Source organism: Corynebacterium sp. CCUG 51687 (genome assembly GCF_024453995.1).
In the GTDB taxonomy this organism is placed as follows: Bacteria; Actinomycetota; Actinomycetes; order Mycobacteriales; family Mycobacteriaceae; genus Corynebacterium; species Corynebacterium pseudogenitalium.
Genome location: NZ_JAGPYT010000002.1, coordinates 71,316 through 87,485, shown reverse-complemented (window position 1 = coordinate 87,485; position 16,170 = coordinate 71,316). Strand labels below are relative to the sequence as shown.

General features: G+C 60.4%; 18 protein-coding genes. 10 read left to right on the top strand and 8 right to left on the bottom strand.

Going from position 1 to position 16,170, the window contains the following annotated elements:
* Positions 1–119: 119 nt before the first annotated feature.
* Positions 120–1,196: an HNH endonuclease signature motif containing protein gene (locus tag KBX13_RS02515; protein ID WP_256020580.1), complete on the top strand. Its 1,077-nt coding sequence runs from the start codon at positions 120–122 to the stop codon at positions 1,194–1,196.
* A gap of 49 nt (positions 1,197–1,245) precedes the next feature.
* On the opposite strand, the gene KBX13_RS02510 is transcribed toward KBX13_RS02515, so the two are convergent.
* On the bottom strand, positions 1,246–2,100 hold the full coding sequence (locus KBX13_RS02510; RefSeq protein ID WP_256020579.1) for an alpha/beta fold hydrolase: 855 nt from the start codon (positions 2,098–2,100) through the stop codon (positions 1,246–1,248).
* 87 nt (positions 2,101–2,187) lie between these two features.
* Between KBX13_RS02510 and KBX13_RS02505 the strand changes: the two genes are divergently transcribed.
* Positions 2,188–2,952: an IclR family transcriptional regulator gene (locus KBX13_RS02505; RefSeq protein ID WP_256020577.1), complete on the top strand. Its 765-nt coding sequence runs from the start codon at positions 2,188–2,190 to the stop codon at positions 2,950–2,952.
* Between the two features lie 23 nt (positions 2,953–2,975).
* Here the strand turns inward: KBX13_RS02505 and dmpG are convergent, their stop codons facing one another.
* The 4 genes from dmpG to KBX13_RS02485 are packed head-to-tail and all read right to left on the bottom strand — an operon-like array spanning position 2,976 to position 6,700.
* Entirely contained in the window at positions 2,976–4,025 is a 1,050-nt protein-coding gene (gene dmpG / locus KBX13_RS02500) for a 4-hydroxy-2-oxovalerate aldolase (RefSeq protein ID WP_070477510.1), read from the bottom strand.
* A 1-nt stretch (position 4,026) separates the two neighbouring features.
* A complete protein-coding gene (locus tag KBX13_RS02495) occupies positions 4,027–4,956 on the bottom strand; it encodes an acetaldehyde dehydrogenase (acetylating) (protein ID WP_070363131.1) in 930 nt (309 codons plus the stop codon).
* A gap of 15 nt (positions 4,957–4,971) precedes the next feature.
* Entirely contained in the window at positions 4,972–5,757 is a 786-nt protein-coding gene (locus tag KBX13_RS02490; RefSeq protein ID WP_070975776.1) for a 2-keto-4-pentenoate hydratase, read from the bottom strand.
* A 13-nt stretch (positions 5,758–5,770) separates the two neighbouring features.
* Positions 5,771–6,700 carry a 3-carboxyethylcatechol 2,3-dioxygenase gene (locus KBX13_RS02485; RefSeq protein ID WP_070363133.1) on the bottom strand — a complete coding sequence of 310 codons (930 nt, stop codon included), beginning with the start codon at positions 6,698–6,700 and terminating at the stop codon, positions 5,771–5,773.
* A gap of 285 nt (positions 6,701–6,985) precedes the next feature.
* On the opposite strand from KBX13_RS02485, the gene KBX13_RS02480 reads away from it, so the two are divergent.
* The 8 genes from KBX13_RS02480 to KBX13_RS02445 are packed head-to-tail and all read left to right on the top strand — an operon-like array spanning position 6,986 to position 13,751.
* On the top strand, positions 6,986–8,299 hold the full coding sequence (locus KBX13_RS02480) for an aromatic ring-hydroxylating dioxygenase subunit alpha (RefSeq protein WP_070477508.1): 1,314 nt from the start codon (positions 6,986–6,988) through the stop codon (positions 8,297–8,299).
* A 33-nt stretch (positions 8,300–8,332) separates the two neighbouring features.
* The gene (locus KBX13_RS02475; protein ID WP_070363135.1) at positions 8,333–8,683 is read left to right on the top strand and encodes a non-heme iron oxygenase ferredoxin subunit; all 351 of its coding nucleotides are present in this window, start codon (positions 8,333–8,335) and stop codon (positions 8,681–8,683) included.
* Positions 8,680–9,888, top strand: coding sequence for an NAD(P)/FAD-dependent oxidoreductase (locus KBX13_RS02470; protein ID WP_256020575.1), 1,209 nt, complete (start codon positions 8,680–8,682; stop codon positions 9,886–9,888). Before KBX13_RS02475 ends, KBX13_RS02470 begins: the two co-directional genes overlap by 4 nt.
* Before the next feature lie 21 nt (positions 9,889–9,909).
* Positions 9,910–10,494: a 3-phenylpropionate/cinnamic acid dioxygenase subunit beta gene (locus KBX13_RS02465; protein WP_070363137.1), complete on the top strand. Its 585-nt coding sequence runs from the start codon at positions 9,910–9,912 to the stop codon at positions 10,492–10,494.
* A gap of 8 nt (positions 10,495–10,502) precedes the next feature.
* Positions 10,503–11,324 (top strand): SDR family NAD(P)-dependent oxidoreductase, encoded by an 822-nt coding sequence (locus KBX13_RS02460; protein WP_070477503.1) that lies wholly within the window; start codon positions 10,503–10,505, stop codon positions 11,322–11,324.
* Entirely contained in the window at positions 11,318–12,976 is a 1,659-nt protein-coding gene (locus tag KBX13_RS02455; RefSeq protein ID WP_070363139.1) for a long-chain fatty acid--CoA ligase, read from the top strand. The genes KBX13_RS02460 and KBX13_RS02455 overlap by 7 nt, the downstream gene beginning before the upstream one ends.
* A 13-nt stretch (positions 12,977–12,989) precedes the next feature.
* Positions 12,990–13,313 (top strand): hypothetical protein, encoded by a 324-nt coding sequence (locus KBX13_RS02450; protein ID WP_070363140.1) that lies wholly within the window; start codon positions 12,990–12,992, stop codon positions 13,311–13,313.
* Positions 13,314–13,751 carry a PaaI family thioesterase gene (locus KBX13_RS02445; RefSeq protein WP_256020574.1) on the top strand — a complete coding sequence of 146 codons (438 nt, stop codon included), beginning with the start codon at positions 13,314–13,316 and terminating at the stop codon, positions 13,749–13,751.
* 73 nt (positions 13,752–13,824) lie between these two features.
* Here KBX13_RS02445 and rplA read toward each other — a convergent pair whose 3' ends face one another.
* The 3 genes from rplA to nusG all read right to left on the bottom strand — a co-directional run bounded on the left by rplA (position 13,825) and on the right by nusG (position 16,144).
* Positions 13,825–14,535, bottom strand: coding sequence for a 50S ribosomal protein L1 (gene rplA / locus KBX13_RS02440; protein ID WP_070477499.1), 711 nt, complete (start codon positions 14,533–14,535; stop codon positions 13,825–13,827).
* A 77-nt stretch (positions 14,536–14,612) separates the two neighbouring features.
* Positions 14,613–15,041, bottom strand: coding sequence for a 50S ribosomal protein L11 (gene rplK, locus KBX13_RS02435; RefSeq protein ID WP_070363143.1), 429 nt, complete (start codon positions 15,039–15,041; stop codon positions 14,613–14,615).
* Positions 15,042–15,208: 167 nt separating this feature from the next.
* Positions 15,209–16,144 (bottom strand): transcription termination/antitermination protein NusG, encoded by a 936-nt coding sequence (gene nusG, locus KBX13_RS02430; protein WP_256020572.1) that lies wholly within the window; start codon positions 16,142–16,144, stop codon positions 15,209–15,211.
* Between the last annotated feature and the right edge of the window lie 26 nt (positions 16,145–16,170).

The window sequence follows — 16,170 nt, the reverse complement described above, 5'->3', positions numbered from 1 at the left end:
CGCATGCAAGTCATACGTTATCCACAGGGCACTTCAGAAAACGCCACACAAGAAGAAGTTATCCACAGGTAGCGTGAAAAGCCTTTCCCAGGCGTTCTGCAACCACATATGTTCAGGTTATGAACTTCAAGACATTCCTAGAATCCATGTCCACGCAGGCACTCGACGTACTGGACGGCTTCGATTACGAAGCCGCCATCGAAGCAGGCGTCGATCCAACACGAGCCCGCGCCTGGCGCCAGCTCCACGACATCTACTTCGGGCCCACAAAATCCCGACAAAAACAGCGACTCGCTACCGAAAAGGCTCGACGCTACGGCTTCTCACTCGACCAACTCGCTATGATCGAACGGCGCTTACGCCCCATCAAGTCCGCGCGAACACGCACCAAACTGCGCCTCGTACTCCTCGATACCAAGGGCACATACAAAAAGCTCAGCGAACGAGCAAAAGCACTTCTTCCGAACAACACCAAGCACCAAAACGACCGCCTCACATTTTCGCCTTCCCGCAATGGGCGCCGCACCATGACGCTCACCACCAACGAGCGCGACCTCGCCGACCTTGAACACGCCCTCACCCAAGACATGGACCCCAAGACGCCACCCACGAAACTCATGCTGCGCAGATTCCTCGACATCATACGTGGCGACGGCCGTTCCGTCCCCCACGCAGTCCCCCGACCTCTCTTGCTCATTCCACTCCCCCAGTGGATCCAAATACAGCGCGGCCACGGCGACGAGACCACCCTCACCCTGACCGATGGCACCACCATGACAGGCGCCGAATACCTAAACAGCCACGTCGCCACCACCGAGAACGAGCTCGAAGCCGCCGTCTTCCACCCACAGCACGGGGCAGTCAACCTCTACCGGACACAACGCCTCGCAAATGACAAGCAGCGCGCTCTGGCCCGCGCCGTTACCCCCGGCTGCCCAGTGCCTGGATGCCGCCATGCAGCCGACGCCTGCGAAATCCACCACATCACTGCATGGCAACACGGCGGGGAAACGAACATCAACAACCTGTCGCCATTGTGCCGCTACCACAATCGCGTCAACGACGACGACCCCCAACGAGCACGCCGAGGTCGCATCGAAATTGTGGACGCGCAACCGCTCTGGCACTCACCACGCGGCTACTCCGCCCCAAACCCAGTCCACCGACCTGGTGCGATGAAAATGTTGTACACATAGCAAAACGCCCACCACGACGGGGCCGAAGTGGGCGTCGAAAAGCTGCTGACTAGAACTGACGCTTCATCCAGTTCACGATGACCTCATTGAACTCATCAGCCTTCTCAACCTGCGACCAGTGGCCACACTGTGCGAAAAGGTGAGCGTCAGCGGACGGAATTGTGTTCACCAGGTCCCACGTGCGCTGCGGCGTAATCACGACGTCTTGCATGCCGTGCACTAGCAGAACCGGGATCTCGACCTTCGACAGCACGTCGAAGTCGAGTGGAAGCTCGGTACGGTCACGGTCACGCGCCTGCACAACCTCCTGTAGGCGATCAGACGCCGTATCGTTCAGCGCGGACTGGTAGCGCAGCGACACGAGCTCATCGGTGATCAGCGACTTATCCACCACGAACTGCTCGAGCGTGTTGCGGATACCTTCTTCGGTCAGCTTCGGGTTCGAATGACCCTTCAGCGCGCCGGTCAACTTCGCCCCACCGGTGCCCATGGAGATGATGCCCTTCACACGCTCCGGGTGGTCGATGATCATCTGGAAGCCAACCCAGCCACCGAGCGAGTTACCAACAATCCAGGTCTTTTCAATTCCCAGGGCATCCAGCACACGGATGGCGTGCTCAACCCACTCGCGGATACCGTACTTGGTGCCCTCAGCTACGGCGGTCTGGCCGTAACCAATGGAGTCGATCGCGATGCATCGTGCGTTCTCGGAGATGGTCGGAAGGTTCAGCCACCAGTTCGCGGCTGCAGTCACGCCCGTGCCGGAGCCGTGGAGGAACAGTACTGGTTCACCCTCGCCGAGATCGTGGTAGTGAGTGAGCTCGCCGGGTGCCGTCTCCAGCCACTTGTCCTCGAGCCCGAAGAATTCGTCAGTCTTGTAATCAGGAATGGAAATTTCAGTCATACAGCCAACATAGCGACGAACCCACACACACGCCGGAGTGTTCCAGTCCGTGGCACACGATAGACACTATCCGGTTACACTGATCCTATGGTTCAAGACGCAAAACCAAACTCCATCGACAAGGCGTTCGGCATTCTGAAAGCGTTCAAGAGCGAGGACGTCAACGGGGTTGGCGTTTCAGAGTTAGCCCGGCGCGTCGATCTTCCAAAGTCGACGACGCACCGCCTTCTTAACAAGCTGGTGGAAAATGATGCCGTCCTCAAAGCGAACGAGCTCTATCGGCTCAACCCGGCGCTCGGAATGGCGTCAACACCGGAGGTGTATTCCGAGCAAACCGCGCAGGTATCAGAGTTGCTCACACCATTTTTGGCAGCGCTTTTTGAGCGCACTCGACACACCGCCCACCTTGGACATATTGAAGGGACGAACGTTCGTTACGCGAACAAGCTCTTTTCCGTCCGTGGTGTGACAGCGCCGTCGCGCATTGGCGGCCTCATTCCCGCTTACGCGACTGGCATTGGCAAAGCAATTATGGCGTACGACGAAACGCTTACCGAGCGCATCATCCGTGAGGGGCTCGCACCATGGACTCCGCACACGATCTCAGACCCGGATGAGCTGCGTGAAACGTTGAAAAAGATCCGCGATGAAGGTATCGCCTACGACCTTGAGGAAATTTCGGAAGGTCTATGCTGCGTCGCCTGCCCGATTTTCGGCACCGAGGGCGTACCGATTGCCGCGATGAGCGTTTCCTTTCCCGCAGAAGACTTTCAGCCCAAAACAGTAATCCCGGTCCTCAAAAAGATTTGTGGATCCGGGACTCGTGCGTGGAGAGCGAAGCACGCGGGATAAACCCGCATACGCGCTCTACTTCGCTACTTCTGCTTTGCCAGGTCGATTGCGACGTCGATAATCATGTCTTCCTGACCACCGACGTAACCACGGCGACCGACTTCTTCCAGGATGGTCGCTGCAGGCACACCATAGCGTTCCGCGGCGCGCTGCGCGTGGAGCAAGAAGGAGTTGTAAACGCCAAACTCACCCTGGACGATGGAGCCGCGGTCCATCATTGGGAGACGCTCGACCATTGGCTTCAGGATGTCTTCAGCGGCGTCACGAAGCTTGGCTTGATCAACATTGCCGATGTCAATGCCGGTGCGGTTGAACACCGTGGCTAACACCTCGATCGGTGCGTTACCGGCGCCAGCACCAAGCCCATACAGGGTGCCGTCAATTTGGCGAGCACCATTGACTACAGCGAGCAACGAGTTTGCAACCCCGAAACCGAGGTTCTGGTGTCCGTGGAAGCCGACCTGTGCGTCGTCGCCAATCTCTTCAACGACTGCCTTGACGCGGTCCGCGGCCTGGTTCATCACTAGGTAGCCGGCGGAGTCGACCACGAAGACGCACTGACAGCCGGCATCGACCATGATGCGGGCCTGCTTCGCAAGCTCTGCTGGTGGGATGCGGTGTGAAAGCATCAGGAAGCCACCGGTCTCAAAACCAAGCTCCCGTGCTGCCTGGAAGTGCTGGATCGAAATATCTGCCTCGGTGCAGTGAGTGGCAACGCGCACGATGGATGCGCCCGCACTCTTTGCTTCTTTGAGGTCCTTTACGGTACCCAGGCCTGGAAGCATCAGTGCGGCAATCTTCGCATTCTTGACTTCTTCGACTGCGGCTTCGATGAGTTCGATGTCGCGGGTGTGGGAGAAGCCGTAGTTGAAGGAAGACCCGCCAAGCCCGTCGCCGTGAGTGACCTCGATCATTTCGACGCCGGCGTCGTCAAGCGCGCGGGCGATCTTTTTCACCTGGTCTTTGGTGTACTGGTGGCGTACGGCGTGGGATCCGTCACGCAGGGTCGTGTCGTTGAGGCGGATTTTGTGTGTCGGGATGCCATCGATGACATCGCTCGCAACCGTGTTCATACTATGCTCCTTGCTTCTGCGCCGACACGAGCTCGGCGTACTTGTTTGCGGTGGCAATTGCTGCCGATGTGATGATGTCGAGGTTGCCGGCGTAGTCCGGCAAGAAGTCGCCTGCCCCTTCTACTTCGATGAGGACGGAAACACGACCGAGTCCGTTCCAGTCGTCGCGGGCTTCTTCGAACTGTGGATCCGCGGTGAGGCGGTAGCCCGGTACGTACTGCTGCACCTTCGCTGCCATTTCTTTGATGGACGCGGCGATCTGGTCTTGCAGTTCGCCAGGAGCCGCGGCTTCTGGAGGAAGGGCACAGTAGACAGTGTTGCGCATCATCATTGGTGGCTCGACGGGGTTGAGGATGATGATGGCTTTTGCGTGTTTCGCGCCAGCGAGTTGTTCGAGGGCGGCGGCAGTGGTTTCGAGGAACTCGTCGACGTTAGCGCGGGTGCCAGGACCCGCGGACTTCGAGGAGATCGACGCAACGATCTCCGCGTATTCGACGTCTACGATGCGGGATACTGCCGCGACAATCGGGGTGGTGGCCTGACCGCCACAGGTAATCATGTTCACATTGTCGACGGTTTCGAGCTCATCCAGGTTGACCGATGGGCAGAAGAATGGGCCGACGGCTGCCGGGGTGAGGTCGATGGCGCGGATGCCTGCTTCGCGGTAGCGCGGTGCGTTTGCCGCGTGTGCGCCCGCCGAGGTTGCTTCAAAGACGAGGTCTGGAAGCGGATCCTGTTGCAGGAGCCAGTCGACGCCTTCGTGGGAGGCCGCGATGCCGTTTTCGCGCGCACGCTTGAGGCCTTCCGATTCTGGATCGACGCCGACCATGTAGCGCAGATCAATGTTGGATTCGTTGTTCAAAAGCTTCATCATCAGGTCGGAGCCGATGTTGCCCGATCCGACGATGGCTGCTGTCATTTTCTTTTGCATTGTGGTGCTCCAAACCTATTTAAACCGGACGTCGATGGCCCCGTATGGGCCGTAGGATACTGCGAGGTGTTGGCCTGCTTTGAAAGCGACTGCGCCGCAGAAGCTACCGGTAAGCACGATGTCACCGGCGCGCAGGGCGGTGCCTTGCTCGTCGAGAATGCCTGCGAGCCACGGCAGCGGGAGCAGCGGGTCGCCCATCACATCCTTGCCGACGCCCTCTCCGACAACTTCGCCGTCGAGCGTCATCGTCGCGTGGACTGTTGCAGCTTCCTCCAGGTCGAGATCGAGCGGGGTCGGGTCCCACACGATGGCGCCGAACGAAGCGTTGTCGGCGATGGTGTCGACAAGGCGGATGTCCCAGTCACGGACTCGTGAGTCGATGATTTCGACGGCAAGGTGCGCGGACTTGACAGCCTTGCGGGCCTCTTCGAGTGTCGCGCCCGGTTCAAGGTCCTTCCCGAGCACGAACGCGAGTTCCGGTTCGACCTTCGGGGAGATGAAGCGGTCGACTGCAATGTCGGTGCCGGCTTCGTAGAGGTCGGCGTCGGTAAAAAACCCGAAGTCTGGGCTATCGACCCCCAGCTGCTGCTGCATTGCGAGTGAGGTCAGACCAACCTTGCGCCCGATAACTTTGTGTCCGCGGGCAACGAAGTCTTTTTCCTGGATCTGTTGGATTGCGTAGGCGTCGGCGATATCAAGGTCGGCGACGACGGTGCGCGGTGGCGCGATCGGCTCGCAGGACGGGTACGCGGCGAGCAGGTCGTTTGCGATGGTACGCAGGGAGTCCTCACGGCTACTCATCTATCTGTCTCTCCTATGATGCGATGACCAGGCCGAAGCCTGCGACGAACTCTGGGATTGGGCGGTAGAACGTGAACTCGGCGTTGACTCCACCGTTGGCGGCGGTCAGCGCGGAAAACGCCGCAACCCAGGTACGCACCTCGTGCGAGGAGTGACCGGCTTCGTCGTCCATGGTGTCGGCGTCGTAGGCGTCGAATCGCGTCGATTCGCCGGAGATGCAGTCCGCCATGAACTTTTCGTCCCACTCTGGGTTGATGTCGATGATTCCTGCGTTTGCGGCACCTTCTTTGCCGGCGGCGATGACGCGAGCTTCACGAGCGTCGCGGTCGGCCTGGTCCGGGTGGCCGTGGAGCATGAAGTGCTTCTGTGCGTCGGTTGCGGATGCCCAGCGTGGAAGCGGCGGGTCGTGGGACAGGCCACCGGAGGCAACCATCAGCACCTTCTTGTCCTGGGCCTTCGCCCACTTGCCGACGGCCTCCCCCATCACACGGATGCGCTGCATCGCGGTGAACGGTCGGGCGACTCCGTTGACGAAGATCGGGATGACTGGCTTGGCGGTCAGGGAGCCGAAGAGCAGCTCGACAGGCTGTGCGCCGCCGTGGTCGAGAACCATCTGGCGGGAGATTGCCATGTCGACGTCCTGGTCGATAACGAATTGCGCGAGCTCTTCTGCGGCTGACTCGGGCACGTCGAATGGGCCAGGCGTAGTGAGGTAGTCACCCATCGATTCTGCTTGTAGGCCTACACAGAACGGGGGCATCAGGGTGTAGAAGAACCCGTTGAAGTGGTCCGGCGTGAAGACGATGACCAGATCTGGGTCATATTCTTCCGCGGCTTTGCGGGCTTTTGCGAATGCGTCTTGCAGCGCCTCGTTCACCTCTGGTTTTGGCTCGTTGATGCCGAGCAGCGGGCTGTGGGACAGCGCAATAAGTTTTACGCTCATGGTGGCCTCCTCCGGGGCTGGGTTTATCAGCTGTCACATCTGACTGTAGAAGTAGCGCATCACACTCCGCACCCTCGTTCCGGGTTTTGGAACACTAAACCACATACTCAAAAGCAAGAATGTCTGGACTACCCTCGTTCCCTACCCCCGTTCCACAGATTCTGTTCTATTCACTGGAACACATACGCGAACATAACTGCCCCCATGTAGCTTAAGAATTGTGTGAAGCAAAGAACGCTTCAGAAGTAATTGTGCTTTCTATCACTAGGTGCGAAGGAGTTACCTATGGCAACGCCACCAAAGTCCGGCTTACAGCGGCCGGCAGAATTGGATCAGTGCATCGACGTCAGTGGCATGGTCGACCCTGAAGGTGGCCTGGTAGATCGTCGAGTCTTTACGGACGAGGCCGTCTACAAGCAGGAAATGTCGCGTATTTTTGCCCGTTCCTGGCTGTTTATCGCCCACGAGTCGCAGTTCCAGAAGCCGGGCGATTTCTTCCAGACGTACATGGGCGAGGACCCGGTCATCGCGACGATGAACAAGAAGCGCGAAATCCGCGTGCTGCTCAACAGCTGCCGTCACCGCGGTGCCCGCGTGTGCCGCGCCGACCAGGGCCGCACGAAGATGTTTACCTGTACGTACCACGGCTGGGCGTACGACCTCGACGGTAACCTCGTCAACCTTCCTGGCAAGGAGCAGTACGACGAGAACTTCTCCCAGGACGACTGGCCGCTGGTCACGGTGCCACGCGTGGAGTCCTACAAGGGCCTCATCTTCGCGAACTGGGACGAGAACGCCGAGCCGCTCGAGGATGCGCTTGGTGATATGCGCTGGTACATCGACGCATTCATGGACCGAGACCCTGAAGGCACCTACGTCGTTGGTGGCGTCACTAAGTGGGTGCTCGACGGCAACTGGAAGTTGGCAGCGGAGCAGTTCGCTACTGACTGGTACCACGTCAACATGTCGCATGCCTCTGCGCTGATGGTGATGTCCCCGTCGGGCAAGGGCCCGAAGAAGGAGATCGCGGAGCGCACCGGTGTGCAGTACCACGACGACCACGGCAACGGCGCGGGCTTCCCAGTCCACCCGAAGAACCGTTTCGACGCCCAGCCGGTCCACGAGTACTACGACTACGACTTCTTGCGCGAGCGGCTCTCCCCTGAGCAGGTGATGGGCCCGATGACGAACGGCCACGCAACCGTGTTCCCGAACTTCTCCTACCTTCCGGTGAATGGCTCGATCCGCGTCTGGCACCCGAAGGGCCCGAACAAGATGGAAGTTTGGGCATGGACTGTCCTGGACCGTTCGATGCCGGAGGATGTGGCTCGCGCGCAGCGCCTGTACAACCTGCGCACTTTTGGCCCGTCGGGCATCTTCGAGCAGGACGACGGCGAGAACTGGTCTGAGTGCCAGTCCATCGCGCATGGCTTCATGGTTGGCAACACCCCGCTGAACTACCAGATGGGTATGGCCACGGTCGGCGAACGTGAAGGATTCCCCGGCACTACATCCGAACTGTATTCAGACGCTGCTGGTCGTGCGCTGTACCGCCGTTGGCGCGAACTGATGTCGACCCCAGCTTGGCACGAGAAGTAAACCAAACACACCCTCGAAAGGAACCGAATTACCATGGCTGAACCAGTAAAAGTTGCTGACCTGGACGATCTCGAGCAGGAGGAAGGCTTCCTGGTCACGGAGGAAATGTCGGGATACGACAAGCCGATTGCACTCTTCCGCACCGAAGACGATGAGGTGTACGCCCTCGACGATATTTGCACCCACGAAATCGCTCACCTGTCTGACGGCTGGGTCGACGGCACAATGGTTGAGTGTCCGGTGCACTCCAGCCAGTTCTGCATGAAGACTGGCGCGGTGCAGTGCATGCCAGCGACCGAGGACACCAACACGCACAAGGTTGAGCTGCGTGGCGAAGAAGTCTGGCTCTACCCAGGCGTGCCTGCTGAAGGAGCCGACAAGTGAGCAGCACGACGATCGTAGGCGGCGGAATCGGCGGCTTTACCGTCGCTGATGAGCTGCGCAGGAACGGTTACACCGGTGAGATCACGATCATTGATCCGCTTGGTGTTCCGTACGACCGCCCACCGCTGTCCAAGGACTACCTGACCAACGAGAAGACGCGCGCTGAGATTGAGTTTCGCCCGGCGGAGTGGCTCGAGGAAAACAGCATTGTGCTGAAGCAAGCCACCGTTGAGCGCGTTGAGGCGCAATCGAAGAAGCTGGTGCTGGAGGGCGGTGAGGAGGTTGCGTACGACAACCTCGTGATCGCCACTGGTGGTACTGCTCGTCGCGGCAGTGCGCCGGGCTTCGACAGCGACAACGTCGTGGTGCTGCGCACTACTGAGGACGCTGACAAGCTGCGCTCGCTGATCGGTCCGGGCAAGAAGCTTGGCATCATTGGCGCTGGCCTTGTTGGTGCAGAGGTCGCGTCCTCTGCACGCAAGCTGGGCGCGGACGTGGTACTCATCGACCCTGCACCGGTATCCCTGGTCCCTGCTGTCGGCCCTGAGCTGGCGCAGCGCCTCCACGACATGCACGCGGAAAACGGTGTGGAGTTCATCAACGCGATGACCTCCAGCATCGAGGAGTCTGACGGCAGGTTCCACATCGGCCTCGACGGCCACGACGCCGTCACGGTTGACGCTGTGTTGCTGTGTATCGGCATCATCCCGGAGACGGTCCTCGCCGAATCCGCTGGTCTGGAGACCGATAACGGCATCCTGGTGGATGAGCAGCAGCGCACGTCGAACTCCTCCATCTGGGCTGTGGGCGACTGCGCCCGCACCCGCCTCGAGGATGGCACGCTACTTCGCCGCCACGAGCACTGGGACTCCGCAATCCAGGAAGCAAAGACAGCCGCCGCCTCAATTATCGACGGCCCGTCTCCGAAACTTTCCGCGTCCTGGTTCTGGTCCGACCGCTACGGCGTCCACGTTGAGGGTACCGGCGATATGACTATCCCTGGCGAAACCATCATCCGCAATGACGCGGAGGGTCGCCCGGCCGTCGCGTTGCGCCTCGACGAGAACGGCGCCCTGGTTGGCGCGGCAGCAATCGAAGATTCGATGGCTGTTCGTGCGGCACGTCGCATCATCGACCGCGGTATTGCCGTCGATAAGGACAAGCTGGCTGACGCATCGATTCCTCTGAAGAAACTTGCTCGATAGCTACAAGAAAGGAATGGACTCGTGACTGACTTTCTACGTCGCGACGACGTGACCCCCGGGGAGCGAGTGGACCAAACCACCTACTTCGATCTCCAAAACATGTACTACGACGAAGCCGCCCTCCTCGACGAGGGACGCTACGTCGACTGGCTGACCCACTTCGACGAAGACCTCTTCTACTGGGCACCAACCCGCACGAACCGCCTCCGCCGCGAGCAGGCCCTCTCCATTTCGGACGAGGACGGCCCGGCCTTCTACGACGAAACCTACGACTCGCTAGCGTGGCGCATCCGCCGCTTCGACTCCGGCATGGCGTGGGCTGAAGACCCGCCGTCGCGTACGCGCCACCTGATCACGAACCTGATCGCACGGCACGTCACCGTCGGTGAAGGCGCCGACGCCGTCGAGGCGCTCGAGGTCCGCACCAACTTCTACGTCTGGCGCACTCGCCTCGAGCGCGAGCAGGACCAGTTTGTGGGCACCCGCACCGACCTGCTTCGCCCCGCGAAGGACGGTGAGGACGGCCCGAAGTGGAAGGTCTTTGACCGCCGCATCCTGCTCGACATCAACGTTCTGAACTCCAAGAACATCTCTACCTTCTTCTAAGGGCCGACATGCTACAAGGACAACACGTACTTATTACTGGTGGTGGCTCCGGACTTGGGGCAGCGCTGGCGAAGCGCTTCGTTGAAGAAGGTGCGCGCGTAGCAGTTGTGGACATCTCGCTCGAGCGATGCGAAAGCGTCGCCGACGAGATCGGCCGCGAGCACGTCCTGCCGCTCGAGGCGGACGTGACCGACACACACTCGCTACACAAAGCCGTCGACGCTGCCGTGGCGGAGTTCGGATCCCTGGACACCGTCATCGCAAACGCTGGCATCTGGGACTACAACCGTTCCATCACCCGTCTCAACGGCGAAGAGATGAGCGCCATTTTTGACGACGTCATGAACGTCAACCTCAAGGGCTACCTGCTCACCGCGGAAGCTACGTGGCGTCACTTGCTAGCGTCGAACGGTTCGCTGATCTTCACGCTGTCCAACGCATCGACCTACGCGGCCGGCGGCGGGCCGGTCTACACCGCAAGCAAGCACGGTGCCGAAGGCATGATGCTTGAGCTGGCGTACGAGCTCGCCCCGAAGATCCGTGTCAACGGTGTCGGCGTTGGCGGCATGCGCACGAACCTATCCGGCCCCGCGTCCGCTGGCCTGGATGACCGGAAGTTCTCCGACATCATGGACAAGCGCGGCGACGGCGGCAACCCATACCTACCACTCCACGACATTTCTACTGACCCCTATGCATTCACCGGGCCGTACGTGCTGTTGGCGTCCAGGAAAGACGGCGCGAACATCACCGGCGAAGTGATCAAGATTGATGGCGGAATCGCGGCTCGCGGTTTCGCTAAGACTGCCGGAGGCGACAACCTATGTTAATTCGCGGTGTTGAGCACGACGCAAACACTCTCGACGTCAGCCCTTGCTTCCAAGTACAGCGCCATGCTGACTGGCAGCCAGAACGCTTGGCGATGGCCTACGAAGGCCAAGAAATCAATTACGGTGAGTTCCGTGACACCGTAGTCCGCTGGGCGGCCCAGCTGAAGGAAGCTGGCGTGAATCCGGGCGATCGCGTCGCTTACTTCGGTATGAACTCCAGCTCCTTCATGTATGGCATGTTCGCGTCCTGGTGGATCGGCGCAGTGTTCATGCCTGTGAACTTCCGCCTGGCTGCGGGCGAAGTCTCGCAGCTGCTGGCGATGGGCAGCCCGAACAGCATCATCGTGGAGGGCACGTTCCTCGACGAGGCAAAGCGCATCTACGGCGTGGAGCGCCACCATGTCCTCGTCGTCGATGACGACGAGGCCGCCCCACCAGAGAGCGATATCCCGCTGTACTGGTCGCGGACCTCGCAAAGCTCCGAGTACGAAACCGTGGCGGTGGAAAAGCCGACGCCACGCACCATGTCTGACTTGGCGCTGCTGCTGTTCACATCCGGCACGACTGGCCTGCCGAAGGGCGCCCAGATCACGTTCGGCAACCTGTGGTGGAACCAGATCAACGTGGACACAGCGATCGACAGCCGCATCGGCGACGCGACGCTCGCGTCCGCCCCGCTGTTCCACGTCGGCGCGCTGAACTCCTTCGCGGTGCGCGCCTTCGGCCGCGGCAACTCGGTTGTGGTGCACCGTACCTTCGACCCAGCCCGCATCTTCAAGGACGTCGCCCAGTACAAGATCGGTTCGGCGTTCCTCGTGCCGGCACAGCTCGAGGCAATGGCACAGCACGACGAGTTCGCTGACTCCGACCTTTCTAGCCTCCGCGTCATCATCTGCGCAGGCGCCCCGGTGCCACCGCGGCTGATCCGCACGTACTGGGAACAGAAGGACTCCGTCGTGCAGCAGGCGTGGGGCCTCACCGAGACCTCCCCATTTGCCACCTACCTCCCACCGGCCAGGACCATGGAGAAGCTCGGCTCCTGTGGCATCCCCATGGCGCACACCGAAGTCAAACTGATGGACACCGAAACCGGGCAGCACATCAAGGAACCAGGCGTTCCCGGCGAGATGTGGGTGAAGGGCCCAAACGTTGCCGTCGGCTACTGGAACAACCCTGAAGCAACCCAGAAGGCGTACACCGGTGGCTGGTTCCACTCCGGTGACATTGGCTACTTCGACGAGGACGGATACTTCTTCATCGTCGACCGCCTCAAGGACCTGATCATTTCCGGCGGAGAGAACGTCTACCCCGCCGAGGTGGAGCGCGTCCTCGCCGAACACGACGACATCCTGGCTAACTCCGTCATCGGTATCCCCGACGAGCGCTGGGGTGAAGCTGTCGTCGCCGTTTTGCAGGTCAAGGACGGCAAGGAACTCACCTTGGAAGAAGTCCGCGACCACTGTGCGAACTACCTGGCACGTTACAAGCTGCCAACCCGCGTTGTGCACGTGGATGAAATCCCACGCAACCCGGCAGGCAAGATCAACAAGATCCAGCTACGCCAGGAAGTGCGCGCGATGTTCGGCGAGAATCCCGAGACTGCCAGCCAGTCCGTCGTATCATCGCAAAATCAGCCCGACGCGCAGAAGTAAGGAGGCGGAAACGATGCTCGACTACCGCAACATCACCAAATCGCCGCTGAAGCACACGTACCCGTACGGCACCACGGACACCGTGGTGGACCTTGGGACTACCGCGGAAATCAAGGAGACCGTGGCTGAGGTGTTCAAACAGCAGCCCGAATGTCGGCGCGTCATTGTGCCTGTGCCTGTCGGCGACACCGACGGCGTCATCGCTGCGGAGGAGGCCGGGCTGCGGTACGTCTTGGACGTCACCCAGCGTGATGGCCAAGAGTTCTCTCTCCTGGTTGCTGAACCCGACTGGGTCACCAACCAATCCATGGATATCGACGGACTGGAGTTGAAATAAATGGCCGAACTTAACGAGTTCCAGAAGCGCTGGGCGCACTTCTACCGCGAGGACGGCGGCGTCCAAGACGTGGCACAAACCTTGCGCGTTTACGCCATCGACGGCAACAAGGACCAGGTCAAGCTCGGTATGCCGCTGCACAAGGCAATCGCCCAGCCGGCCGGCATGTTCTCGGCCCCGGCGCTGTTCGGCCAAGCCGACTTGTGCGGCACCTGGCTGGCGATGCAGCAGGTACCAGAAGGCGTATTCCCGCTCGCTGTCTCGGTAGCTGGCAACGTGGTGTCCAACATCAAGGAGGGTGACGCCATCGCTACCGCCTCCATCGTGAGGGCGGGTCGCACCATCATCGTTGCGGACGTGGAGACACACTCTGAGGTCACAGGCGCCATTCTGTCGAAGTTCACCTTCACCTACTCGGTGCCGCGCCCCAAACAGTAACCAAGACGCAAGAGTAGAAAACACCCCAGTCGACGAATCGACTGGGGTGTTTTGCGTAGTAAAACGCCGAAGCTTACGCCTTCTTAGCGAAGTTCTTCACAACGTTGGTGTCCACTGGGACGCCAGGGCCCTGCGTTGCGGAGACGGTGACCTTCTTCAAGTACACGCCCTTCGCAGATGCCGGCTTGAGGCGCAGCACCTCGTCGAGCAGAGCGCCGTAGTTCTCGGCGAGCTGCTCAGCGGTGAAGGAAGCCTTACCGATCAGCGCGTGCAGGTTCGAAGCCTTGTCCACGCGGAACGCGATCTTGCCGCCCTTGGTCTCCTCGATCGCCTTCGCGACGTCGGTGGTGACGGTGCCGGTCTTCGGGTTCGGCATGAGGCCACGTGGGCCCAGGACGCGAGCAACGCGGCCAACCTTCGCCATCTGGTCCGGGGTCGCGATTGCGACGTCGAAGTCGATGTTGCCGGCGTTGATCTGCTCGATCAGTGCGTCGGTTCCGACGATGTCAGCGCCTGCAGCCTCAGCCTTGGTTGCGTTCTCGCCCTCTGCGAACACAGCGACGCGGACGGTCTTACCGGTGCCGTGTGGCAGGTTGACAGTGCCGCGGACCAGCTGGTCAGCCTTGCGAGGGTCGACGGACAGACGCATTGCGACGTCGATGGTGGCGTCGTAGTTCTTGGAGGAGGTCTCCTGTGCCAGCTTGACGGCGTCGAGCGGGTGGTAGAACGCGTCGCGGTCGACCTTTGCCAGCGTCTCGTTGTAGCGCTTGGACTTCTTAGCCATGTTGATTTCCTTTCAGAAAATGGTGTTGTCAGGAAATGTGGTACGCGCCTGGCCGGCGCTCCCACAGACGGTGAGAATTACTTCTCGACCGTGATGCCCATCGAGCGGGCGGTACCAGCGATGATCGCGGCGCCAGCCTCGATGTCGCGGGCGTTGAGATCCTTCTTCTTGGTCTCGGCGATTTCCTTGCACTGATCCCAGGTGACAGAGCCAACCTTCTGGGTGTGCGGGACGCCGGAGCCCTTCTTCAGACCAGCTGCCTTCAACAGCAGGGATGCAGCCGGTGGGGACTTCAGGATGAAGTCAAAGGAGCGGTCTTCATACACGGTGATTTCAACCGGGATGATGTTGCCGCGCATGGACTCGGTTGCAGCGTTGTATGCCTTGGTGAACTCAACGATGTTCACGCCGTGTGCACCCAGCGCAGGACCAACCGGCGGAGCCGGGTTTGCCATGCCAGCCTCGATCTGCAGTTTGATCAGGCCAGTGACCTTCTTCTTAGCCATCGAATTACCTCAATTCCTTGGTACAGTGCCACCTGCCACGATGACGGCAGGAACACTTCCGGATGCCCCGCTTGACGGAGCCACCGGGGAGAACGAAAAAACGTCGCGGGCCTTACGGCACACGCGACGTTCAACCTTACGCCCCTACTAGGCTCAAACGCAAACGGTTACATGATGCGTTCGATCTGGTCAGCGGTGAGCTCGACTGGTGTTTCGCGGCCGAAGATGGACACGAGCGCCTGGATCTTGCCGGTCTCCTCGTCGATCTCGGAAATGGTGGCGGACACGGACGCCAGGGCACCGGACAGGATGGTGACGGCTTCGCCGACCTTGTAGTCGTGGTCGATCTTCTTCGGCGCTGCTTCTTCCGGCATCGCGACGACGGTCTCGCCCTCTGCGTTCGGCTTGGTGTCCTCGCCGGTGGCTGGCTCAGCCTTCGGCATCAGGAACTTCGCCACGTCGCGGTGCTTGACCGGGGTAGCGTTGCCCTCGTTGCCCACGAAGCTGGTTACGCCCGGGGTCTCGCGCACGACGGACCACGCAGCGTCGTTCATGTCCATACGGACCAGGACGTAGCCCGGCAACAGCTTGCGCTTGACGAGCTTCTTCTTGCCGTCCTTGTTCTCGATAGCCTGCTCGATCGGCACGACCACGTCGTAAATGGAGTCCTCCACCTCGAGCGTCTGGATACGCATGTCGAGGTTGGTCTTCACCTTGTTTTCGTAGCCGGAGTAGGACTGGATGATGTACCACTCGCCCGGCAGCTTCTTCAGCTCGCGGACGTACTTGCGCAGGCGCGCGCGGTACTCGGAGTCATCGTCAGCCTCCGAAGCACCCGAAGCCTGCGAAACCTCGGCGCCCTCAGCGCCCTCAGCGAGCGGCGACTCGGCCGCGGTGAGGTCGCCCTCCTGCACCGGCTCCTCGACGGCCTCAACGGCCTCTTCTGCCTCTGCAGTGGCCTCTTCTAACTCCGGATCGGTGGCCTCGGTGACGGCGCCGCCTTCGGCGACCATTTCCTCTTCGGCTTGCAGTTCGGTTTCCTGCTCAGTTGCTTCGATGTCGGCGTTTTCCAGGTTTTCCAGGTTTTCCGGCTCGGTGGTCATGGTGTTTCTCCTTGGTGTGGCAAAAA